The organism is Collinsella aerofaciens, assembly GCF_015554145.1.
Taxonomy (GTDB): Bacteria; Actinomycetota; Coriobacteriia; order Coriobacteriales; family Coriobacteriaceae; genus Collinsella; species Collinsella aerofaciens_AA.
Map to the genome: position 1 here is coordinate 1 of NZ_JADNHZ010000001.1, position 20,446 is coordinate 20,446.

General features: G+C 58.8%; 20 protein-coding genes, 5 tRNA genes and 1 pseudogene. 7 read left to right on the forward strand and 19 right to left on the reverse strand.

Annotated elements, in window-relative coordinates; all coding sequences use genetic code 11:
* Positions 1-218 precede the first annotated feature (218 nt).
* The 5 genes from I2E13_RS00005 (at position 219) to I2E13_RS00025 (ending at position 5,607) form a co-directional block, all read left to right on the forward strand.
* A complete protein-coding gene (locus I2E13_RS00005; RefSeq protein WP_089572515.1) occupies positions 219-986 on the forward strand; it encodes a mechanosensitive ion channel family protein in 768 nt (255 codons plus the stop codon).
* A gap of 94 nt (positions 987-1,080) precedes the next feature.
* A complete protein-coding gene (locus tag I2E13_RS00010) occupies positions 1,081-2,997 on the forward strand; it encodes a BMP family ABC transporter substrate-binding protein (protein WP_117855827.1) in 1,917 nt (638 codons plus the stop codon).
* On the forward strand, positions 2,994-3,704 hold the full coding sequence (locus tag I2E13_RS00015; protein ID WP_195403816.1) for a metallophosphoesterase family protein: 711 nt from the start codon (positions 2,994-2,996) through the stop codon (positions 3,702-3,704). Before I2E13_RS00010 ends, I2E13_RS00015 begins: the two co-directional genes overlap by 4 nt.
* 231 nt (positions 3,705-3,935) lie before the next feature.
* Positions 3,936-4,496 carry an RNA polymerase sigma factor gene (locus tag I2E13_RS00020; protein WP_117802921.1) on the forward strand — a complete coding sequence of 187 codons (561 nt, stop codon included), beginning with the start codon at positions 3,936-3,938 and terminating at the stop codon, positions 4,494-4,496.
* Entirely contained in the window at positions 4,477-5,607 is a 1,131-nt protein-coding gene (locus tag I2E13_RS00025; protein WP_117635373.1) for a DUF4179 domain-containing protein, read from the forward strand. The genes I2E13_RS00020 and I2E13_RS00025 overlap by 20 nt, the downstream gene beginning before the upstream one ends.
* 351 nt (positions 5,608-5,958) lie before the next feature.
* Here the strand turns inward: I2E13_RS00025 and I2E13_RS00030 are convergent, their stop codons facing one another.
* The 19 genes and pseudogenes from I2E13_RS00030 to disA all read right to left on the reverse strand — a co-directional run bounded on the left by I2E13_RS00030 (position 5,959) and on the right by disA (position 18,618).
* Complete coding sequence (locus tag I2E13_RS00030; protein ID WP_233502585.1) at positions 5,959-6,609, reverse strand: isocitrate/isopropylmalate family dehydrogenase; 651 nt, start codon at positions 6,607-6,609, stop codon at positions 5,959-5,961.
* Positions 6,533-7,252: pseudogene (locus tag I2E13_RS00035) on the reverse strand (beta/alpha barrel domain-containing protein). Before I2E13_RS00035 ends, I2E13_RS00030 begins: the two are co-directional and overlap by 77 nt.
* 312 nt (positions 7,253-7,564) lie before the next feature.
* Entirely contained in the window at positions 7,565-8,272 is a 708-nt protein-coding gene (rplA, locus tag I2E13_RS00040; RefSeq protein ID WP_022093892.1) for a 50S ribosomal protein L1, read from the reverse strand.
* Between the two features lie 117 nt (positions 8,273-8,389).
* On the reverse strand, positions 8,390-8,818 hold the full coding sequence (rplK, locus tag I2E13_RS00045; RefSeq protein WP_022093893.1) for a 50S ribosomal protein L11: 429 nt from the start codon (positions 8,816-8,818) through the stop codon (positions 8,390-8,392).
* Positions 8,819-8,938: 120 nt separating this feature from the next.
* Complete coding sequence (nusG, locus tag I2E13_RS00050) at positions 8,939-9,475, reverse strand: transcription termination/antitermination protein NusG (protein WP_006234984.1); 537 nt, start codon at positions 9,473-9,475, stop codon at positions 8,939-8,941.
* Positions 9,476-9,478: 3 nt separating this feature from the next.
* A complete protein-coding gene (gene secE / locus I2E13_RS00055; RefSeq protein ID WP_117583102.1) occupies positions 9,479-9,817 on the reverse strand; it encodes a preprotein translocase subunit SecE in 339 nt (112 codons plus the stop codon).
* A gap of 76 nt (positions 9,818-9,893) precedes the next feature.
* Positions 9,894-9,969: transfer RNA gene (locus I2E13_RS00060), tRNA-Trp, on the reverse strand.
* A gap of 13 nt (positions 9,970-9,982) precedes the next feature.
* Positions 9,983-10,132 (reverse strand): 50S ribosomal protein L33, encoded by a 150-nt coding sequence (gene rpmG, locus I2E13_RS00065; RefSeq protein WP_102372646.1) that lies wholly within the window; start codon positions 10,130-10,132, stop codon positions 9,983-9,985.
* A 279-nt stretch (positions 10,133-10,411) separates the two neighbouring features.
* On the reverse strand, positions 10,412-11,602 hold the full coding sequence (gene tuf / locus I2E13_RS00070; RefSeq protein ID WP_117563790.1) for an elongation factor Tu: 1,191 nt from the start codon (positions 11,600-11,602) through the stop codon (positions 10,412-10,414).
* Between the two features lie 96 nt (positions 11,603-11,698).
* Positions 11,699-11,775 (reverse strand) — tRNA-Met (locus I2E13_RS00075).
* A gap of 3 nt (positions 11,776-11,778) precedes the next feature.
* A tRNA-Thr gene (locus I2E13_RS00080) sits at positions 11,779-11,854 on the reverse strand.
* Between the two features lie 10 nt (positions 11,855-11,864).
* Positions 11,865-11,946 (reverse strand) — tRNA-Tyr (locus tag I2E13_RS00085).
* A 793-nt stretch (positions 11,947-12,739) separates the two neighbouring features.
* Positions 12,740-12,814 (reverse strand) — tRNA-Thr (locus I2E13_RS00090).
* 224 nt (positions 12,815-13,038) lie between these two features.
* The gene (locus I2E13_RS00095; protein WP_055285223.1) at positions 13,039-13,716 is read right to left on the reverse strand and encodes an NYN domain-containing protein; all 678 of its coding nucleotides are present in this window, start codon (positions 13,714-13,716) and stop codon (positions 13,039-13,041) included.
* 3 nt (positions 13,717-13,719) lie between these two features.
* Positions 13,720-14,640 carry a 23S rRNA (guanosine(2251)-2'-O)-methyltransferase RlmB gene (rlmB, locus tag I2E13_RS00100; RefSeq protein ID WP_195403817.1) on the reverse strand — a complete coding sequence of 307 codons (921 nt, stop codon included), beginning with the start codon at positions 14,638-14,640 and terminating at the stop codon, positions 13,720-13,722.
* A gap of 255 nt (positions 14,641-14,895) precedes the next feature.
* Positions 14,896-16,362: a cysteine--tRNA ligase gene (gene cysS / locus I2E13_RS00105; RefSeq protein ID WP_195403818.1), complete on the reverse strand. Its 1,467-nt coding sequence runs from the start codon at positions 16,360-16,362 to the stop codon at positions 14,896-14,898.
* A 3-nt stretch (positions 16,363-16,365) separates the two neighbouring features.
* A complete protein-coding gene (gene ispF / locus I2E13_RS00110; RefSeq protein ID WP_006234975.1) occupies positions 16,366-16,860 on the reverse strand; it encodes a 2-C-methyl-D-erythritol 2,4-cyclodiphosphate synthase in 495 nt (164 codons plus the stop codon).
* Positions 16,850-17,578, reverse strand: a complete 729-nt coding sequence (ispD, locus tag I2E13_RS00115; RefSeq protein ID WP_195403819.1) for a 2-C-methyl-D-erythritol 4-phosphate cytidylyltransferase — start codon at positions 17,576-17,578, stop codon at positions 16,850-16,852. The genes ispF and ispD overlap by 11 nt, the downstream gene beginning before the upstream one ends.
* A complete protein-coding gene (gene disA, locus I2E13_RS00120; protein WP_411161258.1) occupies positions 17,578-18,618 on the reverse strand; it encodes a DNA integrity scanning diadenylate cyclase DisA in 1,041 nt (346 codons plus the stop codon). Before disA ends, ispD begins: the two co-directional genes overlap by 1 nt.
* A 396-nt stretch (positions 18,619-19,014) precedes the next feature.
* Here disA and I2E13_RS00125 point away from each other — a divergent pair, with 396 nt between their 5' ends.
* The gene (locus I2E13_RS00125; protein ID WP_195403821.1) at positions 19,015-19,593 is read left to right on the forward strand and encodes a manganese efflux pump MntP; all 579 of its coding nucleotides are present in this window, start codon (positions 19,015-19,017) and stop codon (positions 19,591-19,593) included.
* A 122-nt stretch (positions 19,594-19,715) separates the two neighbouring features.
* Positions 19,716-20,207, forward strand: a complete 492-nt coding sequence (locus I2E13_RS00130; protein WP_229057748.1) for a helix-turn-helix domain-containing protein — start codon at positions 19,716-19,718, stop codon at positions 20,205-20,207.
* Positions 20,208-20,446: the final 239 nt, after the last annotated feature.

Sequence of the window (20,446 nt, forward strand, 5' to 3'; positions counted from 1 at the left end):
GTAAAGCCGTTTGTCTCCACCCGCATAGCGGGTGGTTTAAAGCTGGCCGCTGCGCGGCCAGCAGACTAAAGTCTTGAGTCAAAACCGCCGCAAAGGGACAGACGCCCTTGCGGCGGTTTTCGCTAACCCCCATATCGAGCACAGAAGCCCGTACGATGTGATCGGACGGGCTTCTTGATGGGTATCATGGTTGGACGATCATTAGGAGGTTTCTCTACATGGAATTGTTTGAGCCGATTCTTCATTTCTTTGCACAACGATGGGTCCACAACATCATCTGGGCAGGTATCTTGGCCATCGGCACCGCCGTTGCCGCCAAGGTCGCGTCCAAGACCCTGTACCACCTGCTCAACCGCGACGATAACCCACTCCCTTCATCGAGCATCTTCATCAACATCGCGCGCGCCGTCATTTGGATGATCGGCGGCAGCTTTATCCTCGACAACTGCTTTGGCATTAACGCAAACGCCCTCGTCGCCGCTCTTGGCGTCGGCGGCATCGCCATCTCGCTCGGCTTTCAGGACACGCTGTCAAACCTTATCGGTGGCATGCAGGTGACCTTTATGGGCATCATCAAACCCGGCGACAATATCGAGGTCGGCGGCGTGACGGGCGTGGTCCAAGATATCACCTGGCGCCATACGACCATCGAGGACGCCTGCGGGCAGACCATCATCGTCCCCAACTCAAATATCTCCAAGAACACGCTCGTGCACCTCATGCCCTTTGGGCGCGTTGCCGTGCCCGTTGCCGTAAAGGACACGTCCAAGTGGGCCTCGTTGGACGCGCTGGCAGATGAGCTTACCGACGCCACCAAGGCCGCGGTGCTTCCCATCTCTGGCTTTGACAAGGAGCCGTACGTGCTCTTTAGCGAGATCGGCGACTTTGGCGTCAAGGGCAAAATCATCTTTATCGTCAGCGACGACAGCACCACTTTCACGGCAGCCGACGCTTGCATCCGCGCCATCGCCCCCATCATCGCCTAAAACCACCGCAAAGGGGACAGGCACCATTGTGGTGGTTTCGCATCGTGGTACCATGGTTCATATCGTTGTTTAAACGACTAAGGGAGTAGACACCATGGAAGAGGCCTATCGTCAAGCACGCAAGCGCGGCGAGCAGGGACGCCGTCGCGCCATCAGCCAAAGCGAGCACCCGTACCTTACGGACCTCGATAGCCTCGTTGCCCAGCTCCCCTTAGGTCAGCGAGAGAGCGTCGGCCTAAGGGACATTCCGCTCGAAATGGTCGTCGGCACGGTTACCAAGGGCCGTCAGTCTGCCTTTTCGTGCAACTTTATGCCCCTGTTGCCATTTAGCACCGAGTTCGCCCGCAAGTGGTCCAACCTCTATGACATCCAGGTGACCGAGGGCTATCGCGACCCCATCATCGTCACCGAGTTCATGCATCGGTTCTACGTCCAGGAGGGCAACAAGCGCGTCAGCGTCCTCAAATTCCTGGACGCCCCGACGGTTTCGGCCAAGGTCACCCGCCTCTACCCCGGCACATGGGATTCCGTCGAAAGTCGCCTGTACGGCGAGTTCTGCGCGTTTTGGCGCGTCTGCCCCCTATACGAGATCGAGTTCTCGCGCGAGGGAAGCTATGAGACGCTCGCCAAGATGCTCGGCCAGGACCTTGTCGAAAAGTGGCCACAGAAAAAGGTCGACTACCTGCGCCACACCTTCCTACTCTTTAAACGCGCCTACCTGCGCGCCGGCGGCGACCATCTGGACATTACGCCCGCCGACGCCATGCTCGTCTACCTCAATGTGTACAACCAAGACCGTCTACTGGATACGCCGACGGACATCGTCGTAAACCGCCTGTGCAAGATTTGGCGCGAGCTGGTCATTGCCGGCAAAAATGACGAGGACAAGGTCGATCTTGTCGAAGCGCCGAGCGTCGATGAGGAAGAGGCGCCCGCCAAGTCCACCTCCGGCGTGCTCAACTTCTTTATGGGCAAGACCGTCTACTCGGCGGCCAACCCCCTACGCATCGCCTTTATCCATGAGTTCCCCTGTTCGACGTCGAGCTGGGACAGCCTGCACGATCAAGGGCGCCAGTATCTCGATGAGCACTTTGGCGGTATCGTGCGCACCGAGGCGTTTGAGGACCGCCACGATCCGGACGTGTTCTACGCCGCCGTGGAAACGGCTGTCAAACACGGAGACAACGTCATCTTCTCGACCTCGCATCGCCTGATGGAATACACGCTCAGGGCGGCCGTTGAGTATCCCCAGGTTCGGTTCCTCAACTGCTCCATCGGCCTTCCCCACCAAAGCGTGCGCTCGTATTTTGGAAAGATGTACGAGGCAAAGTTTCTGCTGGGCGCCCTTGCGGCCAGCATGGCGGACAACCATCGCATTGGCTACCACGCGTCGGTCTTTGCGTCGGGCGCGCTTAGCGAGATCAACGCCTTTGCCATCGGCGCCTCGCTGCTTGACCCCCGCGCGCAAATTATCCTGACCTGGGGCGATGTGCCCGCCGGAGGCCTTTCCGAGGCCATGTGCCGCGAGGGCGTGAGCGTCATGACCGGCGCTGACATGTCAAAGTCGCTCGAAGACCCCACGGCCTACGGACTCCACCGCCTGGTCGATGGCAAGGTCACCGGCATCGCCATGCCGGTATGGAACTGGGGCCGATACTACGAGCTTATCGTGCGAAGTCTGCTGCACGGCACCTGGGATGAGACCAGTGACGACAGCCAGATTCGTGCCGTCAACTACTGGTATGGTATGAGCTCGGGCGTCATCGACATTCGCTACGCTCCGGGCCTGCCCTATCAGACGCGTAAGCTTGTTCAGCTGCTCCGCAATGGCATCGTCGAGGGCTCCATCAATCCATTTGGCGGCGAGCTCCATAGCCAAGACGGCGTGGTGCAGATCGAGGGCTTTCCCCCGCTGCCGAGCACGCAAATCGTCGAGATGGACTGGCTGGCCGACAACGTGGTGGGCACCATTCCGCAACTCGACGATGAGCCGAAGGTCCGCGCCCTATGAAAATCCTTGCCATAGCCGATACCGAAGAACGATGCCTATGGGAGTGCTTTCGCAAGGAGCGCTTTGAGGGTATCGACCTGATTCTGTCTGCTGGCGATCTGGACCCGGATTATCTTGAGTTTTTGGTCACGGTCATCAACAAACCGCTCATCTACGTACGCGGCAATCACGATGACCGCTATGCACGTCATGCACCGGGCGGGTGCATTTGTGTTGAGGACAGCGTATATGTGTACCGAGGTATTCGCATTGCGGGTCTGGGCGGTTCCATGCGCTACCGCGACGGCGCGAACATGTATACCGAGCGCGAGATGGCAAAACGCATGCGCAAGCTATCGCGAAAAATCGCACTGGTAGACGGATGCGATATTCTACTTACCCATGCACCCGTCGCAGGCATGGGCGACCTGGACGACCTGCCGCATCGAGGATTCGAGTGCTTTAATGCGGCTCTTGAGTCTTGGGGTCCCGACTATATGATTCACGGGCATGTGCACCAAAGCTACGGCCCCAACTTTCAACGCGAGCGCCAACACCCATGCGGAACGAAGATTGTCAACGCCTGCGGCTATACCAAGATCGAAATTGACGAGGCGCGCTACCCCACGCGCGGTTGGAAGGCCGCTTGGCTCAACTCGCAAACCATGCGCCGCGAGCTCAAACGCCACGAAGCAATCGAGTCTTCAACCGCCAGAACCCCCTGGTAACTGCCAACAACCACCACGAAGGGGATAGGCACCTTTATGGTGGTTTTGCTGACTCGTCCGACCTGTCCATCACGGTGCTTGTGTAATTAACGAGAACACTCATTGTTTTGTAAGGACGGCGCTCACGTGCCGTCTTTTTTGTCAACTTATGCAGTCTCGACCGTGTTGTATGTAGAGGGACCTCGCGAGACGCCTTCCCTATATCCACCACGACCAATTGGAGGTGACACTATGCCTGCACGCCGTAACCGCAATAGCACGCTCCGATGCGATGCCGATCAGATCGAGCGGGAAGCAAAGCGCTTGGTCGACACGTATTCCGACCTCATCCTTCGATTGTGCTATTCGGCCCTTGGATCCGCTGACGACGCTCAAGACATCTGCCAGGACACGCTGATCAAGATTCTCCAACGCACTCAACCGTTCGACTCGCTCGAACACGAACGTGCTTGGGTGATCCGAGTCGCACTGAACGCATGTCGCGATATCGGCCGTACGCACGCGAATCACCCGGTTGTCGACCTCGATTCGCTCCCCGATTTCTGCGCACCCGTAACACATACCGAGCAAGATTTCGCGCAACGCGACTGCGCCATTCTTTCCGCTGTCACGGCCCTGCCTCAAGCACAGCGCATCGCCATCTTTTTGCACTACTACGCAGGCATGAGCATCAGGGAAATCGCAGACGCCGTTCACGCGACGCCAGCTGCAACCGCCCAGCACCTTAGCCGCGGACGTGCGTCACTTCGGCTTTCCTTGAAAGGAGACCACAATGACTACGAATTCGAATGACTATCGCCACGCCCTGGAGCACATTTCGTTTACCGATAATGCGAAGCAGCACATGGCAAACTCGATTGCTCAGTCCGTCGCCTCGAGCGATGCGGCGACCGCTCAAAGCAACTTTAATGGCACGCGACGCAAGCCGCGCATCGCCCGCCATCCCGTAAGAACAGTCGCTCGCATTGCCGCTGTAACGGCAGTCCTCGCTATCGTCATTGGAGGCGCTGGCACGGCTATGGCAACAGGCGTCCTGCCGCTTCCTTCTGACATGCTTTCCGACATCTTTGACGGACCTGCTTCTCAAACCGAGATCATCGACCGTATTGGCCGGCCCGTCGGTGCTAGCTGCTCCAACAACGGAGTCACCGTGACCGCCGACGCCATCATGGGCGACAAGGATATGGTTACCATCGCCTATACGCTTACGTTCGACGATCCCGCTGCCCTGAAAAAGCTTTCCGAGCCGGGCGAGAACGGAACTATCGCCGGAAGTGTCGATGGAAACGTATACGTTGATGGCGAGCATGGCGGCCAAGGCCAATCATGGCTCATTGACAAGAACCCCAATGACTCCAGCATTCAATACTTTGCACAGTTCAGCGTTGAATCACCCGGCCTTATGGGCAGGACCGTCCGCACGCATATCAACTCTCTCGTTGTGCCACGTGCTGGCAAAGAGCTTCCCGAGTATAAGAAAATACTTACGGGCCCATGGGATCTTAAGTTCCAGCTGAATTACGAAGATACATCCGTTACGATTCCCGCGCCCAAATCGGTCAACTTTAACGGCACCAAGGCGACGATTCAAGAGGCCACCGTATCCTGCGTTGGCGTTTCAGTCCGCTACAACATAGATCGTTCCATCGAACACGACAACAACAGCGGCAAGATGTCTCAAAACATGGAGGAGTCTATGGATGCCGTTGGCAACATACCCCTCATCGTGACGTTCAAAGACGGTCATGTTGAGGACGCAACCAGCCACAGCGGCTATTTCGCAAATAAACTGGATAACGGCACCACTGATGTCCACAAGACCTGGCCGTTCTCGCAAGTTTGTGACACAGACAAGATTGCAAGCGTACAAATTGGCGATACGGTCATTCCCATGAATTCGTAACGCTACGCGGCTCGTATATGCACCCGGTTCCGCACTTCGCGTCTAAAGATGCGCTGTCATCGAGCAGCGTGAGCGCAAGGCCGCCCGTATGGTCGGCTGGGAACACCTCGTTGCGCTAAAAACCACCACGAAGGGGACCGGCACCTTTGTGGTGGTTTTGCTGACTCGTCCGACCTGTCCCAACGGTTTGTCTCAATCTGTAACAGGTAGGGCCCAAATAATCGGTTAGCTGTTACAGATCGAGACAGACCACGGATGCTCGGCCGAAAATCTCAATCTGTAACAGGTAGGAACGATTTTGCCCCTTAGATGTTACAGATTGAGATATTTGACAGCTTGAATCGGCATCGCCTACAGCGCGGCGACGACCTTGTCGCCCATCGTCGTGGTGCCGAGGATCTTATCTGCCGGGGTGTTGACATCGGCGATGTCACGGGTGCGCCAGCCCTCGTCGAGCACGCGCGCCACGGCGCTCTCGATCCACGCGGCTTGCTCGCCCATGTCGAGCGCGTAGGTCAGCAGCATCGCCACCGACAAGATTTGAGCCAGCGGATTGGCCACGCCGAGCCCCGCGATGTCAGGAGCGCTGCCAGCGCTCGGCCCAAACAGCGATACGCCATCATCCAGCGAGGCAGAGGCAAGCATACCGAGCGATCCGGTAATCTGAGCCGCCTCATCGGACAGGATGTCGCCGAACATGTTCTCCGTCACCACGACGTCAAAGTCTGCCGGTCGACTGATGAGCTGCATGGCGGCGTTGTCGACGAGCAGGTCCTCAAGCTCCACGTCGGAGTACTCCTCGTCTTGCACGCGATGCACGATCTCGCGCCACATGCGGCTCGTCTCCAGCACGTTGCGCTTATCAACGCTCGTCACCTTGCCGCGACGTTTGCGCGCCGCCTCAAATGCCTGGCGCGCAATGCGCTCAATCTCGTACTCGCGATACTCCATCACGTCGACCGCACGCTGACCGGCCGCACCCGCAGCGCCCGCGCAGGTCACGGATGCGGGCGCCAAAGTCCCACGGCATGTTGTAGCCCATCGTATCGGGGATGTTCACGACCGTGGCACCGGCCTTTACGGCCGCCTCGATAATGCGCACCAGAAACTCCTGATCGGAGCGGCCGGCATCCTCGGCATAAAACTCAACATCGTCAACGAACTTGCGAGCATGTTTGACGGCATGGATCGCTCACTCAATTGCCCTTTCCTCAGTCATATGGAGCTTGTCGCGCAGGTGACTGGTGCTCACACCCAGCCCTGTATGGATACGGGGCCTCTGGGCCGTTTTGAGCGCCTCTGCAGCCACTTCGATATCCCTGTCGACAGCGCGCGTCAGGCCGCATACCGTGCATCGGTCGCCCGCAATCTTGCCAATCTCCTGTACGGAGCGAAAGTCACCAGGACTCGAGATGGGAAAGCCCGCCTCGATAACGTCCACGTTCATGCGCACCAGCTGGCGGGCGATGAAGAGCTTTTCCTCGGTATTCATGCTGGCGCCCGGCGACTGCTCACCGTCGCACAGGGTGGCGTCAAAGATTGTGATTTTGCGGCTTATATGTTCCTCCTGATTGACCGTTTTATGACAGATGGCTTTCAGGAGAGAGAGAAGGCCTAGAGATAGAAAAATACCCGTGTCGCTCATCACGCCTGAAAGCGGCAGACGATAGCGCACCCGGGTACAACAAATCGTTATAGCGAGATTACAACCCTAGCGCGCTATCCAATCTAGTAGCGCTAGGGCTAGGAGCTGTTGCGTGTTCTTAAACATGTTGGGCTCCCTTCGGCCTCGGGTAGTACTACATCGCGCTAAAGTACAACACAAGTAAAACCACCACAAGGGTGCCTGTCCCCTTCGTGGTGGTTTCGTTGACTCAAAAGCAAGAAACCCGGTCCTGCACGAGGCAGAACCGGGTTTCTTTAGCAATGCTTGCTTTGCTCAGGCAGTAACTAAAAGTTACTCAGCCAGGAAGTCACGCTGGACAGCGGGATCGACCTTGACGCCAGGGCCCATGGTGGAAGACACGGAGATGGACTTGACGTACTTGCCCTTAGCAGAAGAAGGCTTGACGCGCAGGATCTCGGTGTACAGGGCAGCGTAGTTCTCGACGAGCTGCTGCTCAGAGAAGGACTTCTTGCCCAGGGGCACGTGGCAGATGCCGTAACGGTCGGCGCGATACTCAACGCGGCCGGCCTTGAGCTCGGAGACCATCTTGGCAACATCCATGGTCACGGTGCCGAGCTTGGGGTTCGGCATGAGGCCACGGGGACCAAGGATCTTACCGATGCGGCCAACCTTGGCCATCATGTTCGGCGTAGCGATAGCGGCGTCGAAGTTGATCTCGCCCTTCTGGATCTGGGCGACGAGCTCGTCGGAACCGATGATGTCGGCGCCGGCAGCCTCGGCCTCGCGGGCCTTCTCGCCCTCGGCGAAGACGGCAACACGAACGGTCTTGCCGGTGCCGTGGGGCAGGGAGATGGAACCACGGATGTTCTGGTCAGCCTTACGAGTATCGATGCCCAGACGGAAGTGGGCCTCGACGGTCTCGTCGAACTTGGCGGTGTCGAGCTCCTTGATGAGCTTGGCAGCCTGAAGGGGGGTGTAGAGCGTGGCGCGGTCGATCTTCTCGGCAGCGGCGTTATAGCTCTTACCATGCTTAGCCATGTGCATTACCTCCTGTGGTTAAACGGGCGTGAGCCCTCCCACATCGTATCGTGTGCCCTATTGCACACATATAACGGGCGCACCGGTCGGAGCACCCGTCATTACCTAAAGAAATCGCTACTCAGCGATGGTGACGCCCATGGAGCGGGCGGTACCGGCGATGATCTTCTTGGCGGCGTCAATGTCGTTGGCATTGAGGTCCGGCATCTTGATCTCGGCGATCTTGGTGAGCTGCTCCTGGGAGAGCTGACCGACCTTGTCGGCCTGGGGCTTAGCGGAACCAGACTTGAGGTTCAGCTCCTTCTTGATGAGGTGAGCCGCCGGCGGGGTCTTGGTGATGAAGGAGAAGGACTTATCCTCGTAGACAGAGATCTCAACGGGGATGATGTCGCCCTTCTTGTCCTGCGTCTCGGCGTTAAAGGCCTGGCAGAACTGCATGATGTTCACGCCAGCAGCGCCCAGGGCGGGGCCGACGGGAGGAGCGGGGTTAGCTGCACCAGCAGGAATCTGGAGCTTAATGACGTTGGCAACCTTCTTCTCAGCCATGGTCATTCCTTTCGAATCACGAGTGTGAAGTACTTGCTATATCGTAAGCACGCACGTGTTAGAAGCACTCCTGAGATGAGCAGTCACAGAAGAAGCACGCTCGCGCGAACGGACGCAAACTTAAGCGATGACAGCGACCTGGTTAAAGTCGAGCTCGACCGGCGTCTCGCGGCCAAAGATCATCAGCGTGACCTTGAGCTTGCCTGCCTCGGTATTAACCTCGGAGACCTTGCCATCAAAGTCGGTAAGCGGGCCATCGGTGACGCGGACGGACGTGCCGACCTGAATATCAACCGACGTACGCTTGGGCGAATCGCCCTTACCGGGACGACGAGTCATCTTATTGTACTCGTCGCGGGAAAGCGGAGCGGGCTTGCCGTTGCCGCCCAGGAAACCGGTGACGCCGGGCGTGTTGCGAACACACGTCCATGCATCGTCATCCATCTCCATGCGAACCAGGACGTAGCCCGGGAAGATCTTGGAATCCTTGGTCTCGCGCTTGCCACCCTCTTTAATTTCGGTGACGCGCTCCATAGGAATCTCGATATCAAAGATACGGTCCTGCATGCCCATAGTCTCGATGCGATGCTCGAGATCGGACTTAACGCGGTTCTCGTATCCAGAGTAAGTGTGAACGACGTACCAACGCTTAGACATGGTTTAGCCCCTCAATCCAGAGAACAGAGCAAGAGCCTCGCCAAAGCCAGCATCGAGCAGAGCGATGACGACGCCGACGACGATCAGAGAAGCGCAAACGACGACCGAGTAGTTCACGAGTTCCTTCTTATCGGGCCACGTGACGCGCTTCATCTCGGACTTCACCGAAGCGAAATACTTCTTGGTGCGGGCGAAGAAACCAGGCTTCTCGTTCTTCTTGGACTTCGCAGCCTTCTCGTTCTTCTTGGCAACGGCCTTCTTGGCCTCAACCTTGGAGTTGGCGGCAGCGTTGTTGGCAGGTGCCGGCTGCTGAGCCTTCTTCTTGTTCTTCTTGTTGGCCATTTGGGTTACCTCCGCGCAATGCGCTTATACATGAGTAAACCGTAAGCCCCCAAGTGGGAGCTTACGGAATAATGACTGGCACGCCAGGAAGGACTCGAACCCTCAACACTCGGTTTTGGAGACCGATGCTCTACCAATTGAACTACTGGCGTATGTGACTAGAGACTAGCGAGTCTCTTTGTGCAGCGTATGGTGACGGCACCAGGGGCAATACTTCTTGATCTCCATACGATCAGGCATGTTCGCCTTGTTCTTGGTGGTCGTATAGTTGCGGCGCTTGCACTCAGTGCACGCAAGAGTAACTAGAGTACGCATGTATCCTGAACCTTTCATATCCGCCCCGTACGGGCACGAGATGGTACTTTATCAGCTCTATGTAAGTGCTGTCAATGAAAACCTCGAATCAATTGGTTCTCGGTGGATCCATTCATATTTGGAACACATCAATGGGGCCAGCGAGATCTAATCGACGGTGTACCCAGAACCATTATCGATCCTCTCGACACCAGCAACGGCTCAATATCCATTGCAGAAAAGAACCCGGCACCCAAATAAGTGCCGGGTTCTCTAAGTCAGCTATATCAAAGAGCTAATTTACTCAATGATCGTGGAGACGATGCCCGAACCGACGGTGTGGCCACCCTCGCGGATAGCGAAGCGCAGGCCCTCCTCCATGGCGATCGGGTGGATGAGGTCGCCCTCGATGGTGATGTGGTCACCAGGCATAGCCATCTCGGTGCCCTCGGGGAGCTTGACCGTACCGGTAACGTCGGTGGTACGGAAGTAGAACTGAGGACGATAACCATCGAAGAACGGGGTGTGACGGCCGCCCTCCTCCTTGGTCAGAACGTAGATCTCACCGGTGAACTTGGTGTGCGGGGTAACCGAACCGGGCTTGCAGAGAACCTGGCCGCGCTCGATGTCCTCGCGCTTGATGCCGCGGAGCAGCAGACCGACGTTGTCGCCAGCCTCGCAGAAGTCCATGGACTTACGGAACATCTCGATACCGGTAACGACGGTGTTCTGGGTATCCTTGATGCCGACGATCTCGACGGGCTCGTTGAGCTTGAGCTCACCGCGCTCGACACGACCGGTAGCAACGGTACCACGGCCGGAGATGGTCATAACGTCCTCAACGGCCATCAGGAACGGGAGGTCGTTGTTACGAGCAGGCGTCGGGATGTACTCGTCGACGGCGTTCATGAGCTCGCGGATAGCGTCCATCCACTTGGCGTCGCCCTCGAGAGCGCCCAGAGCGGAACCACGGATGACGGGGATGTCGTCGCCGGGGAAATCGTACTCGGAGAGGAGCTCACGGGTCTCCATCTCGACGAGGTCGATGAGCTCGTCATCGTCAACCATGTCGCACTTGTTCAGGAAGACGACGATGTAGGGAACGCCGACCTGACGGGCGAGCAGGATGTGCTCGCGAGTCTGAGCCATGGGGCCGTCGGTAGCGGCGATGACCAGGATGGCGCCGTCCATCTGAGCAGCACCGGAGATCATGTTCTTGACGTAGTCAGCGTGGCCCGGGCAGTCAACGTGAGCGTAGTGACGGGCAGCAGTCTCGTACTCGACGTGGGAGACGGAGATCGTAATGCCGCGCTCGCGCTCCTCGGGAGCCTTGTCGATGTTCTCGAACGCAGTGAAGTCAGCCTTGCAGCCCTCGGTCTCGGAGAGAACCTTGGTGATGGCAGCGGTCAGCGTGGTCTTGCCGTGGTCGACGTGACCAATGGTGCCGATGTTAACATGCGGCTTAGTGCGCTCAAACTTCTCTTTGGCCATAAAGCCCTCCTCTAAACAGGTCGTCCCCGGACGGGACTTTGCCTTTATACCATAGTGGCCTCTCAACATACTATTGAGAAGCCACCGTGTTACCTATGGTAGCGGTGACTGGATTCGAACCAGTGACGCCACGGGTATGAACCGTGTGCTCTAACCAACTGAGCTACACCGCCGGATGGAGCCTGCAACCAGACTTGAACTGGTGACCTCTTCGTTACCAACGAAGTGCTCTACCGACTGAGCTATACAGGCACTTGACGGGTGGGAGCTATAGGATTCGAACCTATGTAGGCAGAGCCAACGGGTTTACAGCCCGTCCCCATTAACCACTCGGGCAAACTCCCAATCGTTCAAGTATCCGCAGGTCCTTTGGTCTTTTGGACCGCCGCCCCCGCGAACGAAAAAGATAATACGATGCAACCTTGGGGGCTGTCAACGAAAACCTCTAGATACACGGTTCCGGGCGTATCTATATAGCCGTGACCTGCGGTTTTGTTGAGTTTGGATGTGAAGGACGGTGGTTTTGGATACAGCGGTGACGTTTCCCAAGGTAACACTTTGGTGTAGTGGAGTACACCTTCAGGATCGAACTTCGATAACAGCCTATTTGCACCTATATATAGGTCGAGATCGGGCTTCCGTGGCAGATTCGAGCGTGGATTTTCTCCCGTTTGAAATCGAGCGTGGATAATCTCCCACTATTGGCGTGCCCCCAAGGCCAAAGTGGCAGATTATCCACGATCATTCACTAAGCGGGAGATTTTCCACGCTCGTACGTCCGATAATCCACGCTCAGGGGGGGGCAGCCGAGCTCGACACGGCTTTTGTCTCGATCTGTAACATATAGAGAACATTTTCTCCCCTATCTGTTACAGATCGAGATACCACGCAGCGACCCCGGCTTACGTCTCATTCTGTAACAGTAAGAACGGTTTTCAGCCTCTTCGTGTTACAGATCGAGATGTTATCGGCCGTCCCTTGGCAATGTCTCGATCTGTAACTATAAGGAGGGTTTTCAGCCCGCCCGTGTTATAGATCGAGACAAACCTGAAGCTTGGTGGGAGTCAAACCCGCTGACATGTCAACATAAATAGAAACGGGCCCTGTCCCAATTGGAGACAGGGCCCGAAACTCTCATGGAGCCAGTGACAGGAATCGAACCTGCAACCCACTGATTACAAATCAGTTGCGCTACCGTTGCGCCACACTGGCACACTTGGCGCTTTCGCGCGAAGCCAGTTAAGAATAAAGGAATTGCGGACGAGGCGCAACAGGCCCTTCACCCGACCACATCTCAAAACCCTTCGTCAGAACGAATAGTTTTATCCGTTCGCCAAGACAAAAAGCTATTCGTTTTGGCGACGGCAAGTCCACAATCCAATAACTACAAGCCAGTGAATTGACCAGCCGAGTAGCTGGTCTCTACAGATACTCCCCTACCGTCCACGAAGGGCCTTAAGCTTGGCCAAGGCCTCGGGGCTCAGGCGGCTGCCCAGAGTCATCTTGATCTGCGGAGCTTCCTCTGCCTCGTGAACGTCGTTATCGATCTGTTTGATCTCGTCCACCAGCATGCGACTCGAGATGCGCGTGACGCCCTTGCCCATGACGACGGCCTGGATCGTGCCGTCGCTCGACACCACGGAGCACGCGCGGCCTTCCTCGCGCGCCTCGATGCAGAGCTTCTGTACCACGGTATCGGCGGAGACGCCCGTCGGCGAAAACTCGATGCGCACGCCGCGGGCCGGCAGGTTGGGGCGCTCGCTGGAGATATTGCCCGCGCCGTCGAACACGATTACGGCCTCGTAGCGGCCCTGGGCAAACGCCGCAACATCGTTGATGAGCGCGGTGCGCGCCATATCGTGGACGTCGCTGGAATATGGATCGTCGGAATGGTCGTAGACGAGCTTTTCGTAGCGCGGCGTGCAGTGAATCACGTTGTAGCCGTCGACCACCAGCAGCTCGGGCTTATTGGAGTGCACCGTCGAGACCGGATCGGCGATAGCCTGCGCAAACGCATTGCCGCCCACGCCATAGGTCGCGGCCGAAACAATTGGCTTGGCCGAGCCCTCGCCAAAGCGCTTGGCCTTGGACTTGGCGCGGTTCTTCTTGGACATGCGCTACTCCTCCCCCATGAGCTCGCCGGCATTGCGGCGCAGCCACTCAAAGCACAGCGCGGTGGTCGCCTGGGCCACATTGAGACTCTCGGTCATGCCGCGCTGGGGAAGCTTGGTCAAAAAGTCGCATTTCTCGAGCACCAGGCGCGAGATGCCGTCGCCCTCGGAGCCCATGACGAGCGCAACGCGGCCCTCAAAGGGAGCATCCCAGCAGCTGCCCTTGGCGTGCTCGGAAGCACCGCCCACCCAAAAGCCGGCGGCCTTGAGGTCGTCAAGCGCTCGGGCGATATTGGGAACCTGCGCGATGGGCAGGTGCATGACGGCACCAGCAGAGGTCTTGTAGCTGCCCACGGTCACACCGGCGGCGCGCTTGTTTGCAATGATGACGCCCGCCGCGCCCACGACCTCGGCGGAGCGCACGATCGCACCAAAGTTGCCATCGTCGGTCACATGGTCGAGCACGACGACGAGCGCCGGTCCGTCACCCGCGCGATCGAGGATATCGGCGACATCAGCATAGGGGAAATTTCCCACCTCGAGCGCAATACCCTGGTGAGCGCCATGGCTCGACAGCACATCGAGCTGCGCGCGCGGCACATACTTAATGCGGACACCCGCGGCGTTGAGGTCATCGACCAGACGAGACAAAGCAGCATCGCGCTCCCCGCCCTCGGCGATGAGCGCGCACTTGATGGGAAAACCAGTGCGCAACGCCTCGGCGGCAGCACGACGACCTTCGATAAACTCGCCCTTGGGAGCCTGGACAGTGTCGCGGTTACGATCTCGCTGCGGACGCGCAGCCTGGGCTTGGGAGCGCTCGCGCTGGCCCTTGGGAGTGGCAGCGCGTTCGTTGCGGCGAATCGGACGCGAGCCAGAAGCAGCCTGTTTGCCACCACGAGGCGCACGCTTGCGATTGTCGGCCATAAAGCGACCTCCTAAATACAACTATCAAACGAAACAAATAGACCGACCGCCCGAGGTGCGGCAGATTGCCTTGAAAGAGGAGGGCATAGACCTTGAGGTCATGCCCGACGATTGAAAGGCAAGGTGCCGTGGCTCGGGCGGTCGGCACGGGTTTTCCAAGTGTCCGAGATGGCCGTGAAAGAGGAGCGACGCGTACCTGAGTACGCGAGCGACGGTTTGAACGGCAAGGTCGGGTGCTTGGGAAACCCGCGGGGATTAGAGAGTCTTAATACGAGTGCCAGCGGCTGTATCCTCGATCGTCAGGCCCAGGTCCTTGAGCTGGTCGCGGATGGCGTCTGCCAGATCCCAGTTCTTGGCGGCACGGGCCTCGGCGCGGGCCTCGAGAATCTTGGCAGCGGCCTCGTCCACGTCGTCGCCCGTGTAGGCGACCAGGCCGGCGGCAACGCCCAGCAGACCCAGCGGCAGCTCGACCTTGGGCTCGGGGAGCTCAACGCCAAACGTATCGAGCAGCTCGGCAAGCGTGTCGGCGGCGGCAAGCGCGGCGGCCTTGTCGGCAGCGTCGCCCGCCTGCTCCAGGTACTGGTTGCACTCGGTCACAAAGCCAAAGACGGCACCCATGGCGCCGGCGGTGTTAAAGTCGTCGTCCATGCACTCCTTAAAGGTGGCACGGGTCTCGGCGGCCTTGGAGGCAAACGCCTCGGATGCTGCCTCATCGGCATCGGCCGTCGCATGGTTCGCGGCCCAGCGCAGGTTCTCGACCGTACCGGCGATACGTGTGAGCGAGTTCTCGGCACCCTCCAGGCGCTCCCAAGAAAAGTCGAGCGGCGAGCGATAGCTCGTCTGCAGCATCAGCAGGCGCAGGGCCGCGGCAGAGTGCTGTTCGAGCACCTCGGCCAGCGTAAAGAAGTTTCCGAGCGACTTGGACATCTTCTCGCCGTCGACCAGCAGCATGCCCGTGTGCATCCAGGTGTTGGAGAAGCCCTGGTGCCAGGCGCAGGTGGCCTGAGCGCACTCGTTCTCGTGATGCGGGAAGGCAAGGTCGGAGCCGCCGCCGTGGATGTCGATCGGAGTGCCCAGGTAGCGATGCACCATGGCGGCGCACTCGGTGTGCCAACCGGGACGGCCTTCGCCCCAGGGGCTCGGCCAGCTGGGTTCGCCGGGCTTAGCGGCCTTCCACAGGGCAAAGTCGAGCGGATCGTTCTTGTCCTCGTTCTCCTCGATGCGCGCGCCAACCATAAGGTCGTCGATGTTGCGGCCCGAGACCTGACCATAGTTGGGATCGCTGCGCACGGCAAAGTACACATCGCCGTTATCGGCTGCGTAAGCGTGGCCCTGCTCGATAAGCGTCTTGATCATGGCGATCATGGGGCCGATCTCCTTGGTGGCGCGGGGGCGCACATCGGGATCGAGCACGTTGGCGGCGCGCATGACGCCGATAAACTTGTCGGAGAACTCCGTCGCGACCTCGGCGGCCGTTCGGCCCTGCTCGTTGGCGCGCTTGATGATCTTGTCATCGACATCGGTGAGGTTCTGGGCGAACGTGACCTCGTAGCCGCTCGCGATGAGCCAGCGACGAATCACGTCAAAGCTGATGAACGTGCGGGCATTGCCGATGTGGATGTTGTCGTAGACCGTGGGGCCGCACACGTACATGCGGACCTTGCCGGACTCGATGGGCTGGAACTCTTCCTTTTTATGGGTAGCGCTGTTGTAGATACGCATTCGTTACTCCTTAACGGTTTTCTGTAGCAGGCAGACGGCCCAGGCACCGATTCCCTCGCCCTGGCCTTCCCAACCGAGCTTTTCGGTCGTAGTGGCGGCGACGCCCACGTTTTCGACGTCAACGCCCAGGGCATGGGCAAGGTTGGCGCGCATGGCATCGCGGTGCGGGGTGATCTTGGGTTGCTGACAGGCAATGGTGCAATCGGCATCGACAAACTCAAAGCCCAGCTCGCGCGCATAGTCCATCACGCGAGCGAGCAGCACCATCGAATCGGCACCCTCGTAGGCGGGATCGGTGTCGGGGAATAGCTTGCCGATGTCTCCCCCGCGGCAGGCGCCCAGAATGGCGTCGGCCAAAGCGTGCGCGAGCACATCGGCATCCGAGTGGCCCAGCAGGCCGCGCTCGTAGGGAATGTCAACCCCGCCGATGATACATCGACGCCCCTCCACCAAACGGTGGACGTCGTAGCCGTGGCCAATGCGCAGGTTACTGAACATGGGGAAGGTCCTCTCCCTCGGCCATACGGCCAAGCAGAATCGCGGTTACGGGACGCAGGTCCTCGGGCACCGTCACCTTAAGGTTGTCGCGCGGGCTCTGGACGCAGCGGACGCGTCCGCCCATACGCTCGACCAGCGACGAATCATCGGTGCCGATAAAGCCCTCGGCAATGGCTGCAGCGTGGGCGCGCTTCATGGCGTCGACGCTAAAGATCTGCGGCGTCTGCGCGGCCCAATAGAGCTCGCGCGGCGGCGTCTCGACGATGTTGTCGCCATCGACGATCTTGAGCGTATCGATCGCGGGCTGACCGCACACGACACCGTCGAGCGATCGGTCACCCACAAGCACGTCAATCGCATGATCGATGGCCTCGGTCGTGATAAGCGGACGGGCACCATCGTGAATGGCGACATATTCGAAACCCGCCGGCACCGCGTGCACGCCGGCGCGGGTGGAATCCTGGCGGGTCTCGCCGGCATCGGCAAAGCTGATGGGCGTGCTATACGAATACGGGCTGATGGCCAGGCGGCGCATCTCGGCACGGCGCTCGGCAGGACACACCACCACGATGTGGCCGACCTTGTCGCTCCGATCGAACGCGCGGATGGACCAGCTCATGAGCGGACGACCCGCTACATTGACGAGCTGCTTGCCGCCGGGATTTCCAAAGCGCTGGCCGCTGCCGCCGGCAACGACCACGGCGCATACGGGCGCCATTATGCGTTCCCCTGTTTGGTGCCCTTCATGCGGTACAGCGAGTCCGCGAGAATGGCAGGGTTGTTGACGCCAAAGTCGCCCAGGCGCTCCGGATCCTCGCTGATGTCGTCCATGAGCTCCTGCAACGAGCCGTACTCGTCGACAATTTTCTCGGCCACGCCGTCGCGCACGACGGACACGCGCGAAAGCGTACGCAGGCCCAGCGGCGTCATGACGGAGTCCTCGTCCAGGTCGTCGTAACCCAGAACCGCCGCCACATGCTGTGGGTCGGACAGGTCCTTGGGCGTCATACGGCTCAGGCTGGCGCGGATCTTCTCGGCATTGGCCTCGGAGGAATCGCTCGCGTAGTCGCGGATCATCAGGTCATACTCGGTATCCATGCTGGAGCCGGCAAGCTGCTCGAGCTGCATCTGCACGAGCTTGCCCTGGTTGCCCAGCTTGACAATGCAATCCTTAAGCTCGGTCTTTGCCTGCTGCATGATCTCGAAGCTCGAGAAAATACCGGTAATGTCGGCGAGCGTGACGTAGTCGTCAAGCTCGAGGGCCGTCAGACGCAGCAGGGAGCGATCGAGCGACTGACGGGTAGTCTGGAGCGTGGCGACGAGCTGATTGACCGAGCTCATGATGGTGGTGACGGGCTGGATCTCGTAGCTCTTGCCGTGAACGTACACGTTGACGACGGCACGACGGGCCGAGACCGAGATCACGATGGCATCGGTGAGCACCGACATACGAGCGGCGGTGCGGTGACGCATGCCCGTCTCGCTCGTGGCAAGCGAGGGGTCGGGGTTGAGGTGGAAGTTAGCGCGCAGGATCTGGGTGAGGTCGCCGTCGATGACGATGGCACCGTCCATCTTGGAAAGCTCGAACAGACGGTTTGAGGTAAACGAAATGTTGAGCGGGAAGCCGTCGTTACCGGCAGCGAGCACGTTTTCGGTGTCGCCAACGCAGATAAGGGCGCCCAGGTGGCCGGCGATGATCATGTCGAGGGCGGTGCGGATCGGCTGGCCAGGTGCCGTCAGGCGGATGGCCTGTTCCATACGCTTTTGCAGCTCGTTCTTATCCAAGGCATCGCTCCCATCGTATACGCTCCATAAACGCTAAATAGTTTCTCACGGTTTGCCCCCGCGGCGCTTGCGAAATCCGATGCTTACAGAATGAGCGAACACAGCTGGGGTAGCTATTTAGGAGTCAAAAGAGCCCGTCCCAAATTGACTACTCATGTGGTAGCATCGAGAATCACATAAATGAGGGAGTAGTCGCGTGACCGGGTTCGCCTCCGGTGGCGCGGCAAGTCAACATACTGGCCAATGCGGCCTGGCTTGCCTTAATGAACGAGACTCGTGGCTGTGCGCGCAACGCGTACGCCACGGGTCTCTTTTTGTTGCTCCCCCAAGAGGTACACGCGGGCCCGCCCGCAGAGAGGGAGCCAGACTATGGGACTCGCAGAGCTCGCGTTGCTCGCCGTTGGCCTTTCGATGGACGCCTTTGCCGTATCCATCTGCAAGGGCCTCGGCATGAAGAAGATCAACCTTCAGGTCGCCGTGGTACTCGGCCTGTTCTTTGGCGGCTTTCAGGCCGGCATGCCCGTGATCGGCTGGGCACTCGGCAGCCAGTTCGTGGGTATCATCGGACCCATCGACCATTGGGTCGCCTTTATCCTTTTGGCCTTCATCGGCGGCAAGATGCTGTGGGAAGCCTTTACCGAAGACGAGGACGAAGGCGACGGCAAGGATGCCGAAAAAATCGACCTGGGCGAGTACCTGATCCTCGCCATCGCCACCTCAATCGACGCCCTAGCCGTGGGCATCTCATTTGCCGCGCTCTCGGTCGACATCGTGCCCGCCGTATCGCTTATCGGCGTCACAACGTTTATCTTCTCCGTCGCCGGCGTAGCGATCGGCCACACCTTTGGCGCGCGCTACGAAAAACCCGCCACCATCGTGGGTGGCGTCGTGCTCGTCCTCATCGGGCTCAAGATCCTGCTTGAGCACCTGGGGGTCCTCGCGCTGTAAAACATCCTTCATAGGTCCAGCGTCAATGTAAAGGCCTCATGCAGAGTTTTGCATGAGGCCTTTACATGCAGACTTTTGCAGGTCATACTAATATGCAAAAGTCTGCACGTTTGGAGATTGCCATGGATACCCTTCCCATCACCACACCGCGCCAAGCTGGCATCTATGTGCGTCAGGCACGCGAGTCGCAGGGAATCACCCGTGCGGCCCTCGCTAAAAAGGCCGGTGTTTCGGAGCGCCTGCTCGCATCGCTCGAGCTCGGCGACGCCACGGGTATTCGGCTCGACAAGCTATTGGCGATCTTCAATGCTCTCGGACTGGCGCTCGCCGCTCAAGGGGATATCGCCAAAACGAATAACGAGCAATCAGTCAACGCCCCGCATGCTGATCTGCAACCTCGCAGTACCCCCAGACGCCATCACGCCCAACGTCCCTCTCATCGCAACCGTCGTAGTACCGCCATTCCGGCTCTTGCAGATGCCCCCTTTACATCCGCACTCTACGACGAGGTCTTCGCCGATTTCGCCATGTCCAATCTCGGAGTCTCGATTGCCGCAAACGACTCTGCCCAAGTAAATCTTGAAGGGGGCACCGCTGAGCACTTTGAACATTAGTCAATTTAGGACGTGTCTCTTTTAATTTCTTCAATCAGCGAACGTGCCCATATCTAAAGTAGCCAAAAGGGCCCCATTACAGTTTGAGTCGTCCGAAAGGGCGGCTCCTTACTAGTTCTGGTAATACGATTGAGCCGTACCGATGGTCGCTGGCCGACCGCGACCGCAACGCGGCCTCCACCCGAGACCCCCATCTCGACACATAGCCCGTCATCCGACGAAAGCGCGCTGGTCGTCCT